This window comes from Streptococcus sp. Marseille-Q5619 (genome assembly GCF_946901205.1).
GTDB lineage: Bacteria > Bacillota > Bacilli > Lactobacillales > Streptococcaceae > Streptococcus.
In genome coordinates, this window is the sequence record NZ_CAMPPO010000001.1 from 205,038 (window position 1) to 226,480 (window position 21,443).

Consider the following 21,443-nt stretch of genomic DNA (forward strand, 5'->3'; position numbering starts at 1 on the left):
GTGCTAGCACTTGTCAATCACGGACAGCTATCGCATGGGCGGAAGTAAATGCTAATCTTCGTCGTTTTACTCCTTGACTAGCAAACTTACCGCCTCAACATGATGCGTTTGAGGAAAAAGATCAACCGGCTGTACTTTATTCAACTCGTATCCCAATTCTCGGTAGAGTTTGATATCACGCGCCATGGTTGCGACATTACAAGAGATATAGGCGATGCGGTCAGCTCCTGTTTGGCTACTTGCCTTGATAAAGCTTTCTGTGAGTCCTTTTCTTGGTGGATCCACTAGGATAAGGCTTGGTTGAATTCCATCTTTGAGCCAATTCTTCATAGCATTTTCAGCTGTATCACAGACATAGTGGGCGTTTGAAATATTGTTCAGTTGGGCATTCTTCTTGCTATTCTCAACTGCTTCTGGAATAACTTCAACACCATAAACTTCTTTGACATGTTTGGCAACAGAGAGGCCAATCGTTCCGATACCAGAATAGGCATCAATAACCACATCATCTTCTCTTAACTCTGCAAAGTCAATGGCTGTTTGATAGAGCTTTTCAGCCATTTCAGTATTGACCTGGTAAAAAGCTGGTCCAGCGATTTGGTAGTCATTTCCCAACATCTGGTCAGTGATAAAGTCTTGTCCATAAAAGGTGCGCCATTCCTTACCAAAAATCGCATTGGTGTTCTGGTCGTTGATATTTTGCATGACAGAAACAATCTCTGGGAACTGCTTGATTAGTTGTTCAATCAATTGCTCCACTCGGAAAATCTTCGGACGAGTTGTCACCAAAATGACCATGATTTGTCCTGAGTAGTGACCTCTACGCACCACAATGTTTCGAATCAAGCCAGCTTGTTCCTTTTCATCATAAGGCTTCAAATCATAACGGCGGAGCAAGTCGCGTAGGGTTACTACTAGCTCGTCAATCACAGGATCTTGGATAAAGAAATCTTCCAAAGGCATGAGGTCGTGGGAATTCTTACGGAAAAATCCTGTTTCCAAGATACCATTCACTCTACGGACAGGGACCTGTGCCTTGTTACGGTACTTGACTGGATTTTCCATACCTAAAGTTTCAGCAACCTCTACATCAGCAATTCCAGCAATCTTATATAGACTGTCCTTGACTTGCTTGGTCTTAAACTTGAGCTGTTCTGGATAGTCAAGATGACCCAAATCAGCAATTCCTGAACGCAGGTAAGCCAAATCTAGATCTTGATTACGGTGTGGTGATTGGACAAGATATTCTTCAACCTTCCCAAAACCAATCTTTTTATTAACCTTGAGGACACGCATGAGGATTTTTTCACTCGGTAAAGCATTCTCTACAAAAAAGACCAAACCATCCACCTTGGCAACTCCTGCACCTTCATGGGTCAAGTCAACAATTTCAACTTCTACAATATCATTTTTCTTTAACATTCTCTTCTCTTTCTATTGGCCGACAAAAAAGACGGCAACGTTACGGTTACCATCTATTATACCATGAAATTTCTTAAGAACCAAAACTCTTGAAGAAGTTGACAATGGCTTGCCAGAGGGAGCTTAGGAAATTACCGCCGTTCTCTAGCACCTTATCAGCATCAAAGTTAAGGTTAATATTTTTAAAGCTATCGCCAGCTTGTGATACGATACTTTGTTTAAGGTCATTTAGGGTTTTAGTGAAGTCTGCATTGCTGAGGATATCACTTTTTGAGAGATTTAAAGCAAAATTGATGATGATATTGATCTGGTTTCCTGTTATAACCTGATCAAGTTTGTAATTTTTTAAGGTATCTTCAACAATCTTGCGGACATCTTCTTCTGTCAGATTTCCCTTGCTTTCTTTTGCTTTGGCGAGTCCTGACTTGATATCGGCTAGGGCAACGTTCAATTTATTAGCATCATAGCCTGACTTGTCCTTGTTTTCAGTATTGATATCTGACAAAGCCTTTAGTTCTTCTTGAGCCAACTCTTTGTTGGCTTGTGGCACCTTTGCTCCATTAGCTTCTAGCGAATAATAAATCCCTGCTAAAGCACTCTCACCTGTAACTGGAATAGGGGCTGCTACAGTAATTTTGGCATGTTCCACTCCCAAGGTTACTGCTGCGTTTCGGTACATATCCTGCGTCACTTTAGTGATGTTTTCTGGTGTTTCAATCTTGACCTCAAGTGGCGACTTGTCACCCAGTTTTTGAATCTTGGCTGATGAATACAACTGTAAACTAGAGTCATTGGCCACATTCATAATCTTAGAATAGACATCAGGTGTCATGGTCTTGAGTTCTTTGGTGTCTGTTGAGGCATTGTAGCCTAGTTTTTTTAGGGTTTGATTTTTTTGGTCTTCCGATAGGGATGAACCTAGGACATATTCAGGTTGGACATAGGTTTCATCAATGACTTTTTGAACATCTGTTGCTGCATGGGCGCTATTCATAGCTGTTACTGCCCACAAGACCGCAGCACTAGTCAGAAAGAGTTTCTTTCTCATGGGGAATTTCCTCCTTTACCTTTCTAGAGTAATATATCTATCTTAAAGAAAACTTATAACAAAAACACCTGGACTAGCCAGATGTCGAAAAGAGAGTGAAACATTTGATGATGTAAAGGTTGAGTTGCACCTGTCTAGAATAGTAATAATTTCCTCCATTTACATAGAGTTCGGCTCCATGGAAAATGGAAATGGGGTGAATATAACTATAAGTCTTTCCAGTGGTATTGCCAAGCAAGGGAGCAACAGTCTCACGAGAGTACTGTTTGGCCAGAGCCAAGGTGTTTTCCTTACCATTTTGGGCGATAAAATCGATATAGGCAGGTCCAAAATTATAGGCTTGAACAGCCGTCCAGGCATCAACACCCTTCTTCTGAGCCAGATAGAGATTATCTGTCAGAGTTTGAACGCCTTGCCGAATGCTAGAGGCATTATCATTGATGGTGTTGGTGGAACCACTTGCAGACTCACTAGACTGCATAACATCGCCTTCTTTTCCTTTTGTTTCGGTATAAATCATAGCGAGCACAAGCTCTTCGTTTGCTGGGGTGTCTTTTTCACTCAAGATTTCTCGTACCATGGGTTGATAGGTCATGACTTGCTTGACATCTTGGTTAACGCGATAAGCTTTATAGCCAGCAAAAAGGAAGACTGCTAGTACAAGCACTCTTCGAATTCGTTTAAACATTATTTACTTTGGATATCCTCGATATTTTTGATTAAGATAGAGTAGGTTCCATTATCATTTTGGATAAACTCAACAGACTCGGCGTCTTGATAGACGTTATTGGGAACGATGAGCTCAATTCCATTTGACAAGGAGAGTTTTTGGTTTTCAAATTTTTTAAGCTGGCGACTGGCATCAATTTCATCAAATTGAACTGGTTCTGGTACGGCTTCTTTGACTTGGTCAATAAAGCTCAAACGAGCAGTCAGATTGTTATCAAAAAGGTCGTTAGCCAATTTCTCAGGCGACAATCCATTGCTTTCTTCCAGATTGTTAAAAATCGCTGATTTGACCTTAGATTGAAATTGAAAATCATCTGTATTAAAAGTCTCAGCAATTCGCTGTGCCGTTTTTTCTAGTTCTTTGATAGATTTTTTAGGAGAAATCTTAGGAGCGACAGCAAGAAGATTTTCTGAAAAATAGTTCAAGAAAGCCCCATTGTACTTGATACGTTTTTCAATCAGATGGTACTTGCGACTCTGAAGATTGACCACCAAGGCTTCGTCAGCACCCGTTCCAAATCCAGGCAGGTTATTCTGAGTCAGCTTGATTGGATTATCAACTTCTCCACCGAGGTGGGTCAAGGTCTCCCGCAGAGCAATTCGTAAGAAAGCAAAATGTTCCACGCCTTCTTTAGAAAATTGCACAAAAATCAAGTCATTGGTCTTGAGATTTTCAGAAATACTGAACTCTTCTTTCCAGAGATTAGCAAGCTTTACTGATGTCTCCAACAAATCGTCAGTGATGTGATTGAAGAAGGGATTTTCTTCCTCGAAAATCCCAGTCTTGGCTTCATCTGAATACACACGTTCAATTTTTTTACGCAGGTATTCTTCGATTTTTGGAGTAATATTGAGAAACTTATCCGCTAGGAACAGCTCGGTATCATCCGGACTGAACTGGTGAATAATGGCTTTCTTAATATAAATGTCCATAAAAGTTTTAGTCCTCGTATAATGGGAAGGCATCTGTCAATGATTTGACTTCACTTCTCACTTCTTCTAAGACAGCTTCATTTTCTGCATTCTTGAGAGTTTTAATGATGAGTTCAGCCACTTTGCGACTTTCTTCTTCACCAAATCCACGCGCAGTAATGGCTGCAGATCCGATACGAATCCCACTTGTCTTGAATGGTGACAAGGTTTCGTAAGGAATTGAGTTTTTATTTAGGGTAATATTGACTTCATCCAGCAAGTTTTGAGCAACTTTTCCGTTTTCTACAACCTTAGTCACATCCACTAGGAAGAGATGGTTTTCAGTCCCGCCAGAAATAATACGGAAATCAGGGTCTTGCAAGAAGACATCTGCCATAGCCTTGCTGTTCTTGATAACATTAGCAGCATATTCCTTGAAGGCTGGATCCAAAACTTCTTTGAAGGAAACAGCTTTAGCCGCCACAACGTGCTCCAAAGGACCACCCTGAATACCAGGGAAAATAGCTGAATTGATTTTCTTAGCTAAGTCTTCATCATTGGTCAAAATCAAACCACCACGTGGTCCACGAAGGGTTTTGTGGGTCGTTGTTGTAGTGATATGAGCGTATGGCACTGGACTTGGGTGAAGACCAGCCGCAACCAAACCAGCTATATGGGCCATATCAACCATGAGCTTAGCACCAACGGCATCTGCAATTTCACGGAATTTTGAAAAGTCGATAATTTGAGAATAGGCTGAAGCACCTGCTACGATCAATTTTGGTTTTACTTCTTGGGCTTGTTTCAAGATAGCATCAAAATCCAAGAGTTCCGTTTCAGGATCTACACTATAAGAAACAAAGTTGTAGGTTTGACCTGAGAAGCTAACTGGAGCTCCGTGGGTCAAGTGTCCACCTGCTGCCAAATCCATCCCCATCACCGTATCACCTGGCTCAATCAAGGCCATGTAAGCTGCACAGTTGGCTTGGCTTCCTGAGTGTGGTTGGACATTGGCAAATTTTGCACCGAAAATTTCTTTTGCACGTTCAATGGCTAGAGATTCTACCACGTCTACTACATCTGTTCCACCATAATAACGGCGTCCTGGGTAACCTTCGGCGTATTTATTCGTCAAGATAGACCCTTGAGCTGCCATAACAGCCTTGGAAACTACGTTTTCCGAAGCAATCAACTCAATGTTGTTTTGTTGTCGTTCTTCTTCTTTGGCAATAGCATTCCAGAGATCAGCATCATATGCTTTAAAATCATCTTTGTCAAAAATCATAGGTCTTCTCCTTTTATTGTGTGACTAGTCCATTAGTTTAATTTTCTTATTAGAAAATCAAACTAAAAGATGCGAATAAACCGTTTCTGCATTTTATCACAAGTATAACCAACTTTTTCATAAAATGCATGAGCACCCAGACGATGTTCGGCAGAGTTTAAGCGGATAAACCCATAGCCGCGTCTTTTTGCTTCTTGCTCCAACCCTTGCAGTAAGCTTTTACCGATACCTTGACCTTGCTCTTGAGATAAAACTGCTAAGGCTAAAATATTAAATCCTGCTTTAGAATAAAGTGATTCATAGACCTCAGCGTGGACATATCCAAGTAAGACATGACTGGCTACATCCTCATAGCCAAGTAGGAAATGATGTTGATCTTGAGATAATCTAGTTAGTTGACTAGCTGTCTCCTCTGGACTAAAAGAATAGCCCAAAGCTTCTTGGTTGATGTCACAAATAGCTTTCACATCTGTTTCTCTTAAATCTCTTAACATCTCATTCCTCCTCAAAAGAAATCTCTGGCAACTGAGCAAGAATATCATCTCGCTCAATGGCCCCTTGGCGTAAGATTTTCACCTTGTCTCCAGAAAAGTCCAAAATAGTTGAATCCTGTCCAGTTAGAAAAGCATCGTCTTCCAGCCCCAGAACCTCTTGGTCAAAATCCTCTAGAATTTGATTAAAGGTCACTCCACTTGCCTGACCTGAAATATTGGCAGACGGCCCAATCAAGGGACCTGTCTCTCGAATCAAATCAAGGGTAATAGGATGACTCGGCATCCGAAATCCCACCGTTTCAAGGCCAGAATTAACCCAATAGGGAACTCGGTCATTGGCTTCGAGTATAATGGTCAAGGGACCTGGTAAAAAGGTCTCTACAAGTTTTTGAAGATAAGTTGGCTGATTCTTTGAAAAATACAAGATGTCCTCTAGAGAGGCGATATTGAGATTGAGCGCCTTGTCTCTAGGACGATGTTTGAGCTGGTAAACATGGTCAACTGCTTTTTCATCTAGCGCCTTGGCAAAAAGACCGTAAACCGTCTCTGTAGGTAGAACGACAGCTCCACCATTTTCCAACTCTTGTCTAATCCTGTCCATCATCAACCACGACCATCCTATCTTGACCAAATTGGTCCTTGAGTGTTCGTACTCTTTTTTCAGGAAGATGCTTCCTAAAAAGTTCAGGAACACTTTGACCTTGCTTGTATCCAATTTCAAGGTAAATCTTACCACCATCTTTGAGATAGTCTTTTGCATCTTCCGCAATTCTACGGTAGATAGCTAGGCCATCCTCGTCTGCAAAGAGAGCTAGATGAGGCTCCGAATGCAAAACATTCAAGCCGACCTCTGACGCATCTTCACGAGAGATATAGGGTGGATTGGAAACAATTATATCATATTTTTCAGAAATTTCTGTAAAACAGTCAGATTTTTTTAAAAATATTTGAAGATTTTGATTTTTAGCATTTTCGCTAGCTACATCTAAAGCATCTTGGGAAATATCTGCTGCTGTCACTGACCAATCTGGTCTGTTTTTTGCTAGAGCGAGAGCAATAGCTCCACTACCTGTCCCAATATCTAGGACCTTAAGATTTTCTTCAGAATTTTCAGCCAGGATAAGCTCGACTAATTCCTCTGTCTCTGGACGGGGAATCAAAACCCGCTCATCAACTTTTAACTGCATTCCATAAAAATCTGCCTGTCCGATGATATACTGTGCTGGTTTATGAGCTGCTAACTGTTGGAAAATTCCTTTTACAAATACTTCTTCCCCTTCCGTCACTTCCTGCTGGAGGGCAAAAACAAAGTCTGTAAAAGAGAGATTTTTCAGGCTACGATAGACAAAAGAGAGGCTTTCAGCTTCCTCTCCTTGTCTTATCAACTCTTCTTCAAAATCTGAAAATAATTGAGCTAATTTCATTATTTGTTTAATTCTTCTAGTTTTTGCGTTTGGTCATAGAGCACCAAGGCATCCACAACTTCATCCAATTTACCAGACAGAATGGTATCTAGTTTTTGGAGAGTCAAGCCAATACGGTGGTCTGTGACACGGTTTTGTGGGAAGTTATAAGTACGAATACGTTCTGAGCGGTCACCAGTACCGATTGTTGATTTACGCTCAGCGTCTTGTTCATCCTGAGCAATTTGTGCAAAGTGGTCAGCAACACGCGCACGGATGATTTTCATGGCCTTCTCACGGTTCTTCTGCTGGGTACGTTCTTCCTGCATCTCAACCTTGATATTGGTTGGCAAGTGAACGATACGAACGGCAGTCGCAACCTTATTGACGTTCTGTCCACCAGCACCAGAGGCGTGATAGATGTCGACACGAAGGTCTTTTGGATCAATGTCGTATTCAACCTCTTCAACTTCTGGCATAACAAGAACTGTCGCTGTCGAAGTATGAACACGGCCTTGACTTTCTGTCACAGGGACACGTTGCACACGGTGAGCACCTGATTCGTACTTAAGCTTAGAGTATACAGACTGACCTGAAACCATAGCAACCACTTCTTTAAAACCACCGACACCATTCATAGAAGCTTCCATAACTTCAAAGCGCCATCCCTGAGCTTCCGCATACTTTTGGTACATGGTTAGCAAATCCCCAGCGAAAAGTGCTGCTTCATCTCCACCAGCTGCTCCACGGATTTCAAGGATGATGTTCTTGTCATCGTTTGGATCCTTTGGAAGGAGCAAAATTTTGAGTTTTTCTTCGTATGCTTCTTTTTCAGCCTTGGCATCTTTGAGCTCTTGCTTAGCCATTTCTTCCAAGTCCGCATCTCCGCCTGATTCCTTAATCATCTCTTCGGCATCAACGATGTTTTGAAGGACTTGTTTGTACTCACGGTAAGCTGTTACTGTATCACGGCTTGAAGCCTCTTCTTTGGAAAGATCCATGAAACGCTTGGTGTCCGAAACCACATCTGGGTCACTCAGCAATTCTCCTAATTCTTCATAACGGTCTTCTACAGCTTGTAGTTGATCATAGATGTTCATTTTTCTTTATTCTCCTTATTGATTTCAGGCGCAAAATAATGTTTACGGCAAACTGAGATATAGGTTTCATTACCACCAATCTGGATCTGTTCTCCATCGTAAACGGGCAGTCCATCCTGTGTTCGCAAAACCATGGTCGCCTTTTTCTTACAATACTGGCAAATGGTCTTAATCTCATCAATCTTGTCTGCTAAGAGCAAGAGATACTTGGAACCTTCGAACAGTTCATTGCGAAAGTCATTTTTCAAACCAAAAGCCATGACGGGTATATCTAACTCGTCCACAACACGAGCTAGATCGTAAACATGATGACGTTTGAGAAACTGGGCTTCATCGACCAAAACACAGTATGGTTTCTCAGGTAAATCTCGGATATAGCCGAAGATATCCGTTGACTCCTCAATCGCAATGGCAGGGCGTTTCATGCCAATTCGACTCGATACATAGCCAACACCGTCACGCGTATCCAGAGCCGAGGTCATAATCACAACACCTTTTCCTTGCTCCTCATAGTTATAGGCCACCTTGAGAATCTCAATCGTCTTACCAGAGTTCATGGTCCCATAACGATAATACAACTGTGCCATGTTTCTTGCTTCACGTCCATTTCTAAATTTTTGCTACATTCTAGTATATCATAATTTTCTTAAGCTTTAAACGGCAAAATGTGGTAAAATAGAAGAAATCAAAAACTAGTGGAGGAAGCTATTATGCCATTTGTACGCATCGATTTATTTGAAGGACGCACGCTCGAGCAAAAGAAAGCTCTTGCTAAGGAAATAACAGAAGCTGTTGTTCGCAACACTGGAGCACCTCAATCTGCTGTCCATGTCATCATCAACGACATGCCAGAAGGAACTTACTTCCCACAAGGGGAAATGCGCACCAAATAAGCTAGCTTAAGCAGAATTGCTTAGGCTTTTTCAATCTCCAAGTAGCATCCATTGAAGAAATAGTTCAAATTTGTTACAATTTGAAAAGAGACTTGGAAAAATTTCCAAGAAAAGAGCTATTTATTAAAGGAAACATTATGATTACACGTGAATTTGATACCATCGCTGCCATCTCTACTCCACTAGGTGAAGGGGCTATTGGTATTGTCCGCCTGAGCGGAACAGAAAGTTTTGCTATTGCGCAAAAGATTTTTAAAGGAAAAGACTTGAGACAGGTTGTTAGCCACACTCTCAACTACGGTCACATCGTTGACCCTCTAACTGGTAAAGTCATGGACGAGGTCATGGTGGGAGCCATGAAATCTCCAAAAACCTTCACTCGTGAGGATATTATCGAGATTAACACCCACGGTGGGATTGCGGTAACCAATGAAATTCTCCAACTAGCGATCCGTGAAGGAGCTCGGTTGGCAGAACCTGGTGAATTTACCAAACGTGCCTTTTTAAACGGTCGCGTAGATTTGACACAGGCTGAGGCAGTGATGGACATCATCCGTGCAAAGACTGACAAGGCCATGAACATTGCAGTTAAGCAATTAGACGGTTCCCTTTCTGACCTCATTAACAATACCCGTCAAGAAATCCTTAACACACTTGCCCAAGTCGAGGTTAATATCGACTATCCTGAGTATGACGATGTTGAAGAAGCGACTACTGCTGTGGTCCGTGAGAAGACTATGGAGTTTGAGCAATTGCTAACTAATCTCCTTAGGACAGCCCGTCGTGGTAAAATCCTTCGCGAAGGAATTTCAACAGCTATCATCGGACGCCCCAACGTTGGGAAATCAAGCCTTCTCAACAACCTCTTGCGTGAAGACAAGGCAATCGTCACAGATATTGCTGGTACAACCCGTGATGTCATCGAAGAATACGTCAACATCAACGGTGTTCCTCTCAAATTGATTGATACAGCTGGTATCCGTGAAACGGATGACATCGTGGAACAAATAGGTGTTGAGCGTTCGAAAAAAGCCCTCAAGGAAGCTGACTTGGTTCTGCTAGTACTAAACGCTAGCGAGCCCTTAACTGCCCAAGACCGACAACTTCTTGGGATTAGCCAAGATACAAACCGTATTATTCTTCTTAATAAAACCGACTTGCCTGAAGCGATTGAAACATCGGAACTACCTGAAGACGTTATTCGTATTTCAGTCCTTAAAAACCAAAACATTGATAAGATTGAAGAACGCATTAATGACCTCTTCTTTGAAAATGCTGGTCTAGTCGAGCAAGATGCAACCTACTTGTCCAACGCCCGTCATATTTCCTTGATTGAGAAGGCTATTGAAAGTTTGCAGGCTGTTAATGAAGGTCTTGAACTGGGGATGCCAGTTGACTTGCTTCAAGTTGATTTGACTCGTACTTGGGAAATCCTCGGAGAAATCACTGGAGATGCTGCTCCAGATGAACTCATTACCCAACTTTTTAGCCAATTCTGTTTAGGAAAATAAGAAAAATCCATGCTCGTTATTGCGGTCATGGATTTTATTGTCTTATTAGTAATCTGGTCTTAAGACACCTGTTACAGTTGCCTTGGTCGCTTCGTAGTCACCATCTACGACAACCTTGATAATGCGTTTAGCATCTTCTTCTGGTGCTGGAACAAGAGGTAGACGAGTTGGTCCAGCTTCAAATCCCATATAGTTCAGAACTGCCTTAACAGGAGCAGGACTTGGATAAGAGAAGAGGGCATTGACCTTAGGAATGAATTTACGTTGAATAGCCGCTGCTTTCTTCATATCGCTTTCTGCAATGGCCGTAAACATCTCATGCATTTCATCCCCATTTGTATGAGAGGCAACAGAAATAACCCCATCCGCCCCAAGGTTCATGGCATGGAAAGCATCTCCATCCTCACCTGTATAAATCAAGAATTCTTCAGGCTTGTGCTCAATTAAGTAAGCCATATTGGCCAAGCTAGTACATTCTTTGACACCAATAATATTTGGATGGTCAGCCAAACGAAGCATGGTTTCTGGAGTCAATTCGACAACTACACGCCCTGGAATGTTATAGATAATAATTGGTAGGTCCGAAGCATCTGCAATGGCTTTAAAATGCTGATACATTCCTTCTTGAGAAGGTTTGTTGTAGTAAGGAACAATAGCAAGCCCAGCAGCAAAACCGCCAAATTCCGCTACTTCTTTGACAAACTCGATCGAGTCTCGCGTATCATTGGTACCTACACCCGCAATCAAAGGTACACGTCCATTGACAATCTTTTGTACAGCCGCAAAGAGTTCCAACTCCTCATCGTGGGTCAAAGTTGGACTCTCAGCAGTCGTTCCAGCTAGAAGAATTCCGTCTGTATGATGCGCTAACAAATGCTCAATCAAGGCTGGAATGGCATCAAAATTGATGGAACCATCCTCATGGAAGGGGGTAATAAAAGCTGTGATGATTTTACACTCTTTTAAATCTTGATAAGACATGAAAACACCTCTCTATTTCAAAGAAGGAGTTCATCTGAACTCCTAAACGATATGACTATTTTAATTCAAATTTCAATTCGGCTGTTGGACGAACCAATCCACGTTCATGAAGAGTTTCAGCAATCTGAACTGAGTTCCAAGCAGCACCTTTGAGAAGGTTATCTGAAACAACCCACATATGGATTCCTTTTTCAGCATCCAAGTCTTTACGAATACGACCAACAAAGGTATCACGCGAACCAACTGCATTGATAGCTTGAGGATAGATTTGATGAGCTACATCATCTTCAAGAACAGCACCCGGGAAGGCTGCGATAGCTGCTTTTACTTCTTCTATTGGAGCCACTTCTTTTGTTTCGATATAAACAGACTCAGAGTGAGCTGACAAGACTGGAATACGCACACATGTTGCAGATACTGCAATGCTATCATCTTCCATGATTTTCTTAGTTTCCTTGGTCATCTTCATCTCTTCATATGTGTAATCATTGTCAGTGAAGACATCGATTTGTGGAAGAGCATTGAAGGCGATAGGATAATGTTTCTTGTCACCACCTGAAGGCAAGATTTCGGCATGCAAATCACGTGGGGTTACACCATCATTCAAGACCTCACGAAGTTCACGTTGTGTCTCAAGAATTGCTCCCATACCAGCACCTGAAACGGCTTGGTAAGTTGAAACAATGATACGGTCCAAGCCCCATTTTTGGCGAACTGGCTCAAGAGCTACCATCATTTGGATTGTTGAACAGTTAGGGCAAGCAATAATCCCGTTGTGGGCATCAAGTGCATGAGCATTGACCTCTGGAACAACCAAAGGAACATCTGGATTTTGACGGAAGTAAGATGTATTATCTACTACTACCGCTCCAGCTTTAACTGCGTATGGTGCATACTTAGCTGATGTAGAACCACCTGCTGAAAAGAGAGCAATATCAACTCCTTCAAAAGCTGTTTCAGTCGTTTCTTCAATCGTAATATCTTGGTCTTTAAATTTTAAAGTCTTGCCTGCTGAACGTGAAGAAGCAAGTAAACGAATTTTATCGATTGGAAGTGTTGATTCTTCCAACATTTTTATCATCTGAGCACCGACAGCACCTGTCGCGCCGACTACAGCAACTGTATATCCCATAAATAACCTCTTTCGGAATTTTCTAAAAATTTCTATAATAGAAGTATTATACTACTTTTTCCATGAATTGCAAAGCTTTTTCATCATTTTTTGAAAAATAAAAATCCCCAGTCGCTAGACCAAGGACTAAGAGGCATCTTCATGTGATGAGCAGGTTCACACAACTCATCAAGGTCCGCTCCTGCGTTATGACCTCCTTATGCTCAATAGTAGTCCGAAGACTACCTATCGACTCATCGCATCTTCTATTCTACTAAAGAGAATGACTTTTGTCAACAGACGAAACGCTTTATACTCTTCAAAAATCTCTTCAAACTTCGTCAGCGTCGTCTTACCGTATGTATGGTTACTGACTTCGTCAGTTTCATCTACAACCTCAAAAACATGTTTTGAGCTGACTTCGTCAGTCTTATCTACAACCTCAAAACAGTGCTTTGAGCAACCTGCGGCTAGCTTCCTAGTTTGCTCTTTGATTTTCATTGAGTATGAGTTTTATTTACATAGGTGCATAAGAAATATCTTTGAAAAATTTGGGGCATACATAACAAAAACCCTTGTAAATAAAGGGTTTTGCTGTCTATATCATGCTAATTGCCGGGATTGAACCGGCGACCTCATCCTTACCATGGATGCGCTCTGCCAACTGAGCTAAATCAGCTTACTTAAAAAGTATACTATAGTTAGAAAATCTTGTCAAGTTTCCTTAGACATTTTCCATAAGAAAAAGCCTGGTAAGAGCTACCTAGCTTGTCCTGTTCTATTTGCTTAAATCGATTCGACGACCAATTTTACCGATAATAATCGCTCCAATAATCAATGAGGCAAATTCACCAATCCCTGTTGTAAACCAAGTAAGGAAGAATGGTAATTCTGCTACAATATTTAACTCTGCAGCGATAGTAAACATGGAAATTGAAAAGAGGATTGAAAAGAAGAAATGATCTTTTCGAATCAATCCGTTAAAGAGGTAATCCTTGCTGTATTTTGCAAAAAGCCAAACACCTAAACTGAGGAATACCAAGGTTGATCCACCACCAACAAAGACATCTAGGAGTCCGAAGCTAAAGAAATTAGCAATCATACAACCGATAGTAACTCCGATGATGTACTTGGGATTGTAAAAAGCCATAAAGTTCATCATTTCTGAAATACGGAACTGATAAGCACCATAGCTAATGGCATTTAGAGGCGGTGTGACAGTCAAAACGACATAGATAGCAGCGACGATTGCAATATCTGCAACATCACGAATAGTTAATTTTTTCATCTTTTCTCCTTTAGCGGTTATCCGCGTGTAATATGCTTGGTGAAAGAAGCTAAGCACCAAGGGTTGCTTTATTCAACCTTACTAGTATAGCACAATAGCCTGCTTTATGCTATACTTAAAGCATGAAAAAACCTATTCAAAATTTTTTTAACAATGAAATCTTAGCCTATCTCTTTTTTGGCCTTGCAACAACTCTAGTTTCGATTCTCTCACGACTAGTCATTTATCAACTAAGTCATCAGGAACTCCTTGCTACCGCCCTAGCAAATAGTATTGGTATCCTATTTGCCTTTATCACAAATGATACGATTGTATTTAAGCAAAAAAAGAAAAATAGACTTATCCGTTTAGTGAAATTTTTTCTTGCCCGCCTTTCTACTTTTCTATTAGATTTGCTCTTTACTTTTCTGTTTGTGACTCAATTCCCTCATATCATAGGGCAATTCGTAAATGAAAATCTTGATAAAGTAAATGCAATTGAAACGATTATTGCACAAATACTCATTATTATCATCAATTATATCTTGAGCAAGGTCTATATTTTTAGAAAATAATATTCCATTTATGAGCCTTTTAATTGCCTTCTATAATGATTTAGGATACAATGAAACACGAAACGTTGAAAGGAAAACAGTATGTTAAAAAATCTAAAATCATTCTTGCTTAGAGGAAATGTTATTGACCTTGCTGTCGGTGTTGTCATTGCCTCTGCTTTTGGTGCTATCGTCACTTCGCTTGTAAATGACATTATCACTCCTCTTATTTTAAATCCCGCTTTGAAAGCTGCTAAAGTCGAACGTATCGCTCAACTGTCTTGGCATGGAGTCGGCTATGGTAACTTTTTAAGTGCTATTATCAATTTTATCTTTGTCGGTACCGCCCTCTTCTTTATTATCAAGGGTATTGAAAAAGCACAGAAACTGACTGGCATAAAGGAAGAAAAAACTGACGAAAAAAAACCAACCGAATTGGAAGTACTTCAAGAAATCAAAGCTCTCCTTGAGAAAAAATAATCGTTTAAAAGGATCTAGCGCAAAGCTAAATCCTTTTTCTTTACTCTTTGGGTAACTTGCCTGCTTTTTCTAGCATCTTCTTGATAAGATAAGGCATCTTGACATTCTCCCGACCTTTTTTCTCAATCAGTTTTTTCACAAATTCTGGCATTTGTAAATCTTCAGATTCAGCCAAAATGTTTTTCGTCTCGTCTGAAGGAACTAACTCATCAAAGGTCTCTTCTTCTGGGAGAAATTCCTTAAACTCTTGATGTTCATTGGCTCTAACTGTATTGACCAAGGCATCAATTAAGCGAGAATCCGTATTTGGCATTAGTGGACGATGGTAGTTCACACCCAATTCCTGACACAAGTCATAACATTCCACATCATTATCAAACAAGACTTCAATATGCTCGCTAATGAAGCTGATAGGAACAAAAATATAATGGTCTGGATGTTCTGTCTGTTCTCTGAGATATTCTAATACATCTGGCTTAATCCATGGAATCCCAATATCACTCTCACTTTGCCAGGTATTTGTATATTGCTCGGAACTCAAACCTAGTTTTTCAGCGACTAACTTGCTATTTTCAAAAATTTGGTCGATATAAGGATCACCAAAGTCCAAGGCAAAAATGGGCACACTGTGAGCTGAAAAGATGACTTTAAAGCTATCCTGCTTTACTTCTTCTTTTAAAATTTTACCAATTTCATCTGCCCAATAGTTTAACAGTGCTTCTTCTTGATACCAGTCCTTAATGACCAAAAATTGAATTTGCTTGCTTTCTAAAAATTTCTCATAACCCATGACAGAGTAAAAAGAATAATGAGGCTCCAAAATCAAGCAAATACACTGCTCAATGCCGTCTGCTTCCATCTGACCAATCACATCTGGAATAAAAGGGCTGGAAAACTTATTGGCAAAATAGACACTATATTCATTTCCTAGCCTAGCTTCTACCAAGGCAACCTCTTCACGGGTAATTTTTTGCAGAGGCGTGCCTCCAATTCGTACATAATTATCATAGAGAGTCTGAATCTCGTGGTCTTGGGGTCTCACTCCACGACGAATATTTGTGAAAAAATCAGCTACACCTTCAAAGGTAATCTCTTCCGGTGAACCGAAGGTCATCATTAAAATTGCTTTTTTCATAATCGCTTCCTTGTGATATTTTTATCAAGTTTATTTTATCATGAATCCACTGATAAGTAAACGCTAACATAGCAGATTGCCCTAACTTCTGTCTTTTGTTTTTCTCTTCTTTCTATGATACAATGGAAAAAATGAATTCAAAAGGAGTTTTTTATGACTTATCCAAATCTCTTGGACCGCTTCTTGACCTACGTTAAGGTCAACACGCGCTCTGATGAACACTCTACTACTACTCCAAGTACACAGAGTCAGGTAGATTTTGCTACAAATGTTCTTATCCCTGAAATGAAACGTGTTGGACTGCAAAACGTCTACTACCTTCCAAATGGTTTTGCGATTGGTACCTTGCCAGCCAATGATCCATCTTTAACACGTAAAATTGGCTTCATCTCCCACATGGATACTGCTGATTTTAATGCCGAAGGAGTCAGTCCCCAGGTAATTGAAAACTACGATGGTGGTGTGATTGAACTTGGAAATTCTGGTTTTAAACTGGATCCAGCTGACTTCAAGAGTCTTGAAAAATATCCAGGACAAACACTCATCACAACAGATGGAACAACCTTGCTAGGAGCTGATGACAAGTCAGGCATTGCTGAAATTATGACATCTATTGAATATCTAACTGCTCACCCTGAAATCAAACACTGTGAGATTCGTGTTGGTTTTGGTCCAGATGAGGAAATCGGTGTTGGTGCTAATCAATTTGATGCAGAAGATTTTGATGTTGATTTTGCTTACACAGTTGATGGTGGCCCACTAGGTGAGCTTCAGTACGAGACCTTTTCAGCAGCGGGTGCTGAATTGCATTTCCAAGGACGCAATGTCCACCCTGGTACTGCAAAGGGACAGATGGTAAATGCTCTGCAATTAGCAATTGATTTTCATAATCAACTTCCAGAAAAGGACAGACCTGAGTTAACAGAAGGTTACCAAGGTTTCTATCATCTTATGGATGTGACAGGTAGTGTCGAGGAGGCGCGTGCAAGCTACATCATTCGTGATTTTGAAAAAGATGCCTTTGAAGCGCGTAAAGTAGCTATGCAGTCAATCGCCGATAAGATGAATCAAGAACTTGGTAGCGACCGTGTCACCCTAAACTTGACAGACCAGTACTACAATATGAAAGAAGTCATTGAAAAAGATATGACTCCAATTACCATTGCTAAAGCCGTTATGGAAGATCTAGGTATCACTCCTATTATCGAACCAATCAGGGGTGGAACAGACGGCTCTAAGATTTCCTTTATGGGAATCCCAACCCCTAATATCTTTGCTGGTGGCGAGAATATGCACGGACGTTTTGAATACGTTAGCCTTCAGACTATGGAACGTGCAGTTGATACCATCATTGGTATCGTAGCTTATAAAGACTAAAAAGACGAGGTAGCTCAGCTACTTCGCCTTTCTTTTTATTATGCTGGTTTTTCTTGATTTCCAGCACTTGTTGTAGATTCTGCTGTTTCCTTTTCTGAAGTTGATTCAACAGGTTTAGAATCTCTTGTATTGCTTGGTTTGCTTTCGTCGCTTGCGGTATCACTGTTAGATTCAGATGCTACTGGTGCTTCGGTTGCTGTACTTGCGTTTGGTTGGTTCTCAGCACTGGTGTTAGCACCGTTTGCTTCAGCATTTCTTGCTGGACTTTCTTCTTCACTTGCGCTAGCTTTTGACTGGATTTCTTGATTCAAGATCAGAATAGCTTTTGTCAATTCAAGTAAAGCTGCTTTGTCTTTACTCTTAGCAGAAAGTTGATCTAGTAATGCATCCACCTTATCAAAGTCCTCATCAGAACCATTATTACTTTCTAAATAAGAGTGAAGCGATATGAGAATATTGTAGAGTTTTTGATAGAGTACAAGTGTCTGAGGATCTTGTTCAGCATTTTCCTTTTCTTGTTGAAGGGCGCTAGCGATACGAGTCAAGACATCTTTTACCTGACTGTTTACTTCATCCAAGTCTGCATCAGCCTTGTTTGTGGCAGCTTTGAGATTTTCTACTTCTTCTGCCAAGGATTGTCTGATTCCTTCTTCTTGGAGTTGTTCCAAGAGTTGATTTGCCTTGCTCAAAAGACTTTCTACTTCTTCCTTGCTAACATGATTGACATGCTCTTCTTTTTTAAGATCAGGATAAAGATCTTTCAAAAATTCATAAATCGCTTGCTTAGCAGATTGGTTATCAACTGTTTCTTTATCTAAAACTGTTTCATTTACTTTTGTAGAAGCCGGCTGATTTTTCAAAGCCTCTTCTACTTCTTGTTTTGTTTGATAAATGCTTGGGAACAGTTTATTCAAGTCCACAGCCTTACGGAAGGATTGGGATTGATATAAAGTAAAAGTCAAATTAGCTACTTTATTACGAAGCTCATCACTTAAACGACCATCAGTTACATGCTCATAGAAGTACTTGATGTATTCCACTGTTGTATCACCAGTACGGTCATTAAAGTCTTGAAGAGCTTGAAGTTGTGATTCAACCGCTGCTAAACCAGCCTCATCTTTAGCCAATTTAGCTTCTTGGAGTCGAACGAGAAGGTCTTTCTTAGGAAGTCCATAAGTGTCTGTATCCAAGGTATTGATTTTATCAATCAAGGATTGATATTTCTTATCTAAAGCACTTGTTTCAACAGGTTTGACACTTTCATCAATATGGATATATTGCTTATCAAAGAGATCTAGTGTCGCAAGATAACCTGCTGTAGAGTTAGTTGCTAGTTTCTTCATATTTTCAGTAAACTGACCTAAGGCTAACTCAATCTGTCTTTGTTCGATAGGCTTGTCTTTGTAGATACTTCTGCTGTCAGCTAGAAGTTGATCTACTTTTTCCAAGACTGCCTTCTCATCAAAAGCTCCAGGTTGGTAGTTGGATTGTAGGGCTGGAATCTTGTTTTTCAAAGCCACTTCATATCCCTTAGTTTGCACCTTGATGTAGTGATTGTGGTCTCCATGAGGGATCACAAAACTACCATTTTCTACCTGCAAACTATAAGGAGACACACCATCACGTAAGGCAGTCGTATAAAGTTCATTTAGGAAATCAAGCTCTGGATTGCCAGTCTGGAGTGGAAGTCGAACGTGTTCCTTACGAACAGCATATGGGTGGATATGAGTTGGATCGTAGGCTTGGTCTGGATTTCCAAAGACAAAGAATCCGTTTGAAATTCTAATAGCTTCAAGTGGAACCCCATAGGTCTTAGAAATGTAAGCAATCTTTTCTTCATCACTAGCATCTCTTGAGAAAGACTCTACCGTTTTAGCAAGAGGTTTTACAGGCTCTGCATCATGATGTGTTTTCAAATGATCCTGAGCTGCCTTAATTTGTTCAGCTGTCAAATCCTTTTTGAAGAAGTAATGATTGTGGTCACCATGACTCATGACAAAACCTTGATCATCTTCACTAATGACACGATCGGCATCAAAACCGTGATCGTGATCTTCACCATGATGGTGGTCATGCTCATCGCTATCGTGATCGTCATCATGAGCTGGATTTGATGTAGCTGTATTTGCCCCTTTCAAGTGGTCTTGCGCTGCCTTAATTTGTTCTGCTGTCAAATCTTTCTTGAAGAAGTAATGATTGTGGTTACCATGAGTCATGACAAAGCCTGCCGAATCTTCCGCAATAATACGATTAGCATCAAAGCCGTGACCATCTTCTTCATGTTCCTCATGTGAAGTTCCTGGATTGATTGGAAGAGATGGCGAAGGTGTTGTTAGACTATTACTTGGAAGAGTCGGTTGTCCAATTTGATTCAACTTAGGAATGTAATGGAAATGATCACCATGTCTGACGATATAAGCTGTTGCTGTTTCCTCAACAATATCTTTTGGATTAAAAATATAGCCATCAGATGTTGAAGAGATAGGCTTATTTGTAAGTAATGAGGCACTATTCAAAGTAGATGGACTACTTGAAAGACTTCCTATACTAGACGCTACTTCATGAGGTTTTTCATTTGTAGAGACCGTAGAACCAGTTCCACCGATAGGCACCATTCTGGCAATCTTTTCTTCTAAAGCAGAAAGCTTGCTGTAAGGAATAAAGTGGTAATGGTCGCCATGTGGAATCGCAACTCCATTTGCCGTACGACTGATAATCTTAGCAGGGTCAAAGACCAAGCCATCTGATTCACTGTAACGTTGGTCGCTAGGTAAATCATAGAGTTCTTTCAATAGACTTTGGAGATTTTCAGCTTTATTTGCTGGCTTGCTAGTTGAGCCTTGTGCTACAGATTGCGTGTTATTGTCACTAGCTGTTGAAGAATAGCTTAGCTGACTTGGTTGCGTATTTTTCCCAGCCAGATGAGCTTTTGCTGCTGCTAATTCACTAGCAGATAAATCACTTTTTGGAATGTAGTGATAGTGACCTCCGTGGGGAACGATATAAGCATCACCCGTATCTTCGATAATATCAGCTGGATTAAAGACATAACCATCATCTGTCGTATAACGTCCCTGAGACCTTGCTACAGCAACATCAGAGCTGACCTTATCATTATCTTTGACGTGTTCTTGTTTTTGACGATTGATTTCATCCTTAGTTCGAACATTATCAGCATGAGCTGCATCTTTCAGGTAGACATAATATTTTCCATCGACCTTGATGATATAACCACCCTTGACCTCATTGACAATATCGGCATCTTTAAGTTGATAGTTTGGATCCTTCATCAAGAGTTCTTCACTAAAGAGGGCATCATAAGGAACTTTCCCATTATAGTAGTGATAGTGGTCACCGTGTGACGTCACATAGCCCTGATCTGTAATTTTGATGACAATTTGCTCAGCCTGAATTCCTTCTTTCTGGCTAACCTGGTCTGGTGTCAGGTTTTCAGTTTTCTGACTTGACTGGCTACCATCCACATAAGAAACACGATTATTGTCCTTATTTTCCTGCGAACGATGCTGGTTTAGTGCATATGCACATAGACTCAAGGATACGATAACAGCTGATCCAGCTGCTATATACTTTTTACTGAATTTCATAAATCCCTCATTTCAATAAATGATGAAGCTTTTTCTTAACTTCTTTTTCTCGGTTAAACAATTTTTTCTAAACTGGTTATTTAACCATTTAATTAACCAGTAAATAGTTTACCTTTTTTAAACTTATCTGTCAAGA

Annotated in this window: 21 protein-coding genes, 1 tRNA gene and 1 riboswitch; of the genes, 5 read left to right on the forward strand and 17 right to left on the reverse strand. The window is 40.5% G+C overall.

Annotated elements, in window-relative coordinates; translation table 11 throughout:
* Window positions 1-66: 66 nt before the first annotated feature.
* The 10 genes from rlmD to OC530_RS00990 all read right to left on the reverse strand — a co-directional run bounded on the left by rlmD (window position 67) and on the right by OC530_RS00990 (window position 8,980).
* Window positions 67-1,422, reverse strand: coding sequence for a 23S rRNA (uracil(1939)-C(5))-methyltransferase RlmD (gene rlmD, locus OC530_RS00945; protein ID WP_262078733.1), 1,356 nt, complete (start codon window positions 1,420-1,422; stop codon window positions 67-69).
* A 73-nt stretch (window positions 1,423-1,495) separates the two neighbouring features.
* Window positions 1,496-2,470, reverse strand: coding sequence for a DUF1002 domain-containing protein (locus tag OC530_RS00950; protein WP_262078735.1), 975 nt, complete (start codon window positions 2,468-2,470; stop codon window positions 1,496-1,498).
* Window positions 2,471-2,543: 73 nt separating this feature from the next.
* A complete protein-coding gene (gene pmp23 / locus OC530_RS00955) occupies window positions 2,544-3,158 on the reverse strand; it encodes a cell wall hydrolase Pmp23 (RefSeq protein WP_262078737.1) in 615 nt (204 codons plus the stop codon).
* Window positions 3,158-4,132 (reverse strand): nucleoid-associated protein, encoded by a 975-nt coding sequence (locus OC530_RS00960; protein ID WP_185755675.1) that lies wholly within the window; start codon window positions 4,130-4,132, stop codon window positions 3,158-3,160. Before OC530_RS00960 ends, pmp23 begins: the two co-directional genes overlap by 1 nt.
* A gap of 7 nt (window positions 4,133-4,139) precedes the next feature.
* A complete protein-coding gene (gene glyA / locus OC530_RS00965; RefSeq protein ID WP_125456459.1) occupies window positions 4,140-5,396 on the reverse strand; it encodes a serine hydroxymethyltransferase in 1,257 nt (418 codons plus the stop codon).
* Window positions 5,397-5,458: 62 nt separating this feature from the next.
* Entirely contained in the window at window positions 5,459-5,890 is a 432-nt protein-coding gene (locus OC530_RS00970) for a GNAT family N-acetyltransferase (protein WP_262078741.1), read from the reverse strand.
* Window position 5,891: 1 nt separating this feature from the next.
* A complete protein-coding gene (locus tag OC530_RS00975) occupies window positions 5,892-6,494 on the reverse strand; it encodes an L-threonylcarbamoyladenylate synthase (RefSeq protein WP_262078743.1) in 603 nt (200 codons plus the stop codon).
* Entirely contained in the window at window positions 6,478-7,314 is an 837-nt protein-coding gene (prmC, locus tag OC530_RS00980; RefSeq protein ID WP_050974111.1) for a peptide chain release factor N(5)-glutamine methyltransferase, read from the reverse strand. The genes OC530_RS00975 and prmC overlap by 17 nt, the downstream gene beginning before the upstream one ends.
* Window positions 7,314-8,393, reverse strand: a complete 1,080-nt coding sequence (prfA, locus tag OC530_RS00985; protein WP_262078746.1) for a peptide chain release factor 1 — start codon at window positions 8,391-8,393, stop codon at window positions 7,314-7,316. Before prfA ends, prmC begins: the two co-directional genes overlap by 1 nt.
* Complete coding sequence (locus tag OC530_RS00990) at window positions 8,390-8,980, reverse strand: thymidine kinase (protein WP_262078748.1); 591 nt, start codon at window positions 8,978-8,980, stop codon at window positions 8,390-8,392. The genes prfA and OC530_RS00990 overlap by 4 nt, the downstream gene beginning before the upstream one ends.
* 123 nt (window positions 8,981-9,103) lie before the next feature.
* Here OC530_RS00990 and OC530_RS00995 point away from each other — a divergent pair, with 123 nt between their 5' ends.
* Both OC530_RS00995 and mnmE read left to right on the forward strand, forming a co-directional pair.
* Window positions 9,104-9,286: a 4-oxalocrotonate tautomerase gene (locus tag OC530_RS00995; protein ID WP_001117395.1), complete on the forward strand. Its 183-nt coding sequence runs from the start codon at window positions 9,104-9,106 to the stop codon at window positions 9,284-9,286.
* Between the two features lie 137 nt (window positions 9,287-9,423).
* Window positions 9,424-10,797 (forward strand): tRNA uridine-5-carboxymethylaminomethyl(34) synthesis GTPase MnmE, encoded by a 1,374-nt coding sequence (gene mnmE / locus OC530_RS01000; protein ID WP_173254359.1) that lies wholly within the window; start codon window positions 9,424-9,426, stop codon window positions 10,795-10,797.
* Between the two features lie 45 nt (window positions 10,798-10,842).
* Here the strand turns inward: mnmE and dapA are convergent, their stop codons facing one another.
* From dapA to OC530_RS01025, 5 genes are all read right to left on the reverse strand, one after another.
* Window positions 10,843-11,778, reverse strand: a complete 936-nt coding sequence (gene dapA, locus OC530_RS01005; RefSeq protein WP_000121606.1) for a 4-hydroxy-tetrahydrodipicolinate synthase — start codon at window positions 11,776-11,778, stop codon at window positions 10,843-10,845.
* Window positions 11,779-11,833: 55 nt separating this feature from the next.
* Window positions 11,834-12,910: an aspartate-semialdehyde dehydrogenase gene (locus tag OC530_RS01010; protein WP_262078752.1), complete on the reverse strand. Its 1,077-nt coding sequence runs from the start codon at window positions 12,908-12,910 to the stop codon at window positions 11,834-11,836.
* Window positions 12,911-13,135: 225 nt separating this feature from the next.
* Complete coding sequence (locus OC530_RS01015; RefSeq protein ID WP_262078754.1) at window positions 13,136-13,390, reverse strand: hypothetical protein; 255 nt, start codon at window positions 13,388-13,390, stop codon at window positions 13,136-13,138.
* A gap of 105 nt (window positions 13,391-13,495) precedes the next feature.
* Window positions 13,496-13,568 (reverse strand) — tRNA-Thr (locus OC530_RS01020).
* Between the two features lie 99 nt (window positions 13,569-13,667).
* A complete protein-coding gene (locus OC530_RS01025) occupies window positions 13,668-14,177 on the reverse strand; it encodes a QueT transporter family protein (RefSeq protein WP_000737071.1) in 510 nt (169 codons plus the stop codon).
* Window positions 14,175-14,271: riboswitch (PreQ1 riboswitch) on the reverse strand. It overlaps the preceding gene by 3 nt.
* 28 nt (window positions 14,272-14,299) lie before the next feature.
* On the opposite strand from OC530_RS01025, the gene OC530_RS01030 reads away from it, so the two are divergent.
* Both OC530_RS01030 and mscL read left to right on the forward strand, forming a co-directional pair.
* A complete protein-coding gene (locus OC530_RS01030; protein WP_262078757.1) occupies window positions 14,300-14,731 on the forward strand; it encodes a GtrA family protein in 432 nt (143 codons plus the stop codon).
* A gap of 81 nt (window positions 14,732-14,812) precedes the next feature.
* A complete protein-coding gene (mscL, locus tag OC530_RS01035; protein ID WP_000916792.1) occupies window positions 14,813-15,190 on the forward strand; it encodes a large conductance mechanosensitive channel protein MscL in 378 nt (125 codons plus the stop codon).
* 40 nt (window positions 15,191-15,230) lie between these two features.
* On the opposite strand, the gene hemH is transcribed toward mscL, so the two are convergent.
* Window positions 15,231-16,325, reverse strand: a complete 1,095-nt coding sequence (gene hemH / locus OC530_RS01040; protein ID WP_262078759.1) for a ferrochelatase — start codon at window positions 16,323-16,325, stop codon at window positions 15,231-15,233.
* 153 nt (window positions 16,326-16,478) lie between these two features.
* On the opposite strand from hemH, the gene pepT reads away from it, so the two are divergent.
* Window positions 16,479-17,702: a peptidase T gene (gene pepT, locus OC530_RS01045; RefSeq protein WP_262078761.1), complete on the forward strand. Its 1,224-nt coding sequence runs from the start codon at window positions 16,479-16,481 to the stop codon at window positions 17,700-17,702.
* Between the two features lie 38 nt (window positions 17,703-17,740).
* Here pepT and OC530_RS01050 read toward each other — a convergent pair whose 3' ends face one another.
* Window positions 17,741-21,307: a pneumococcal-type histidine triad protein gene (locus OC530_RS01050; protein ID WP_262078764.1), complete on the reverse strand. Its 3,567-nt coding sequence runs from the start codon at window positions 21,305-21,307 to the stop codon at window positions 17,741-17,743.
* Between the last annotated feature and the right edge of the window lie 136 nt (window positions 21,308-21,443).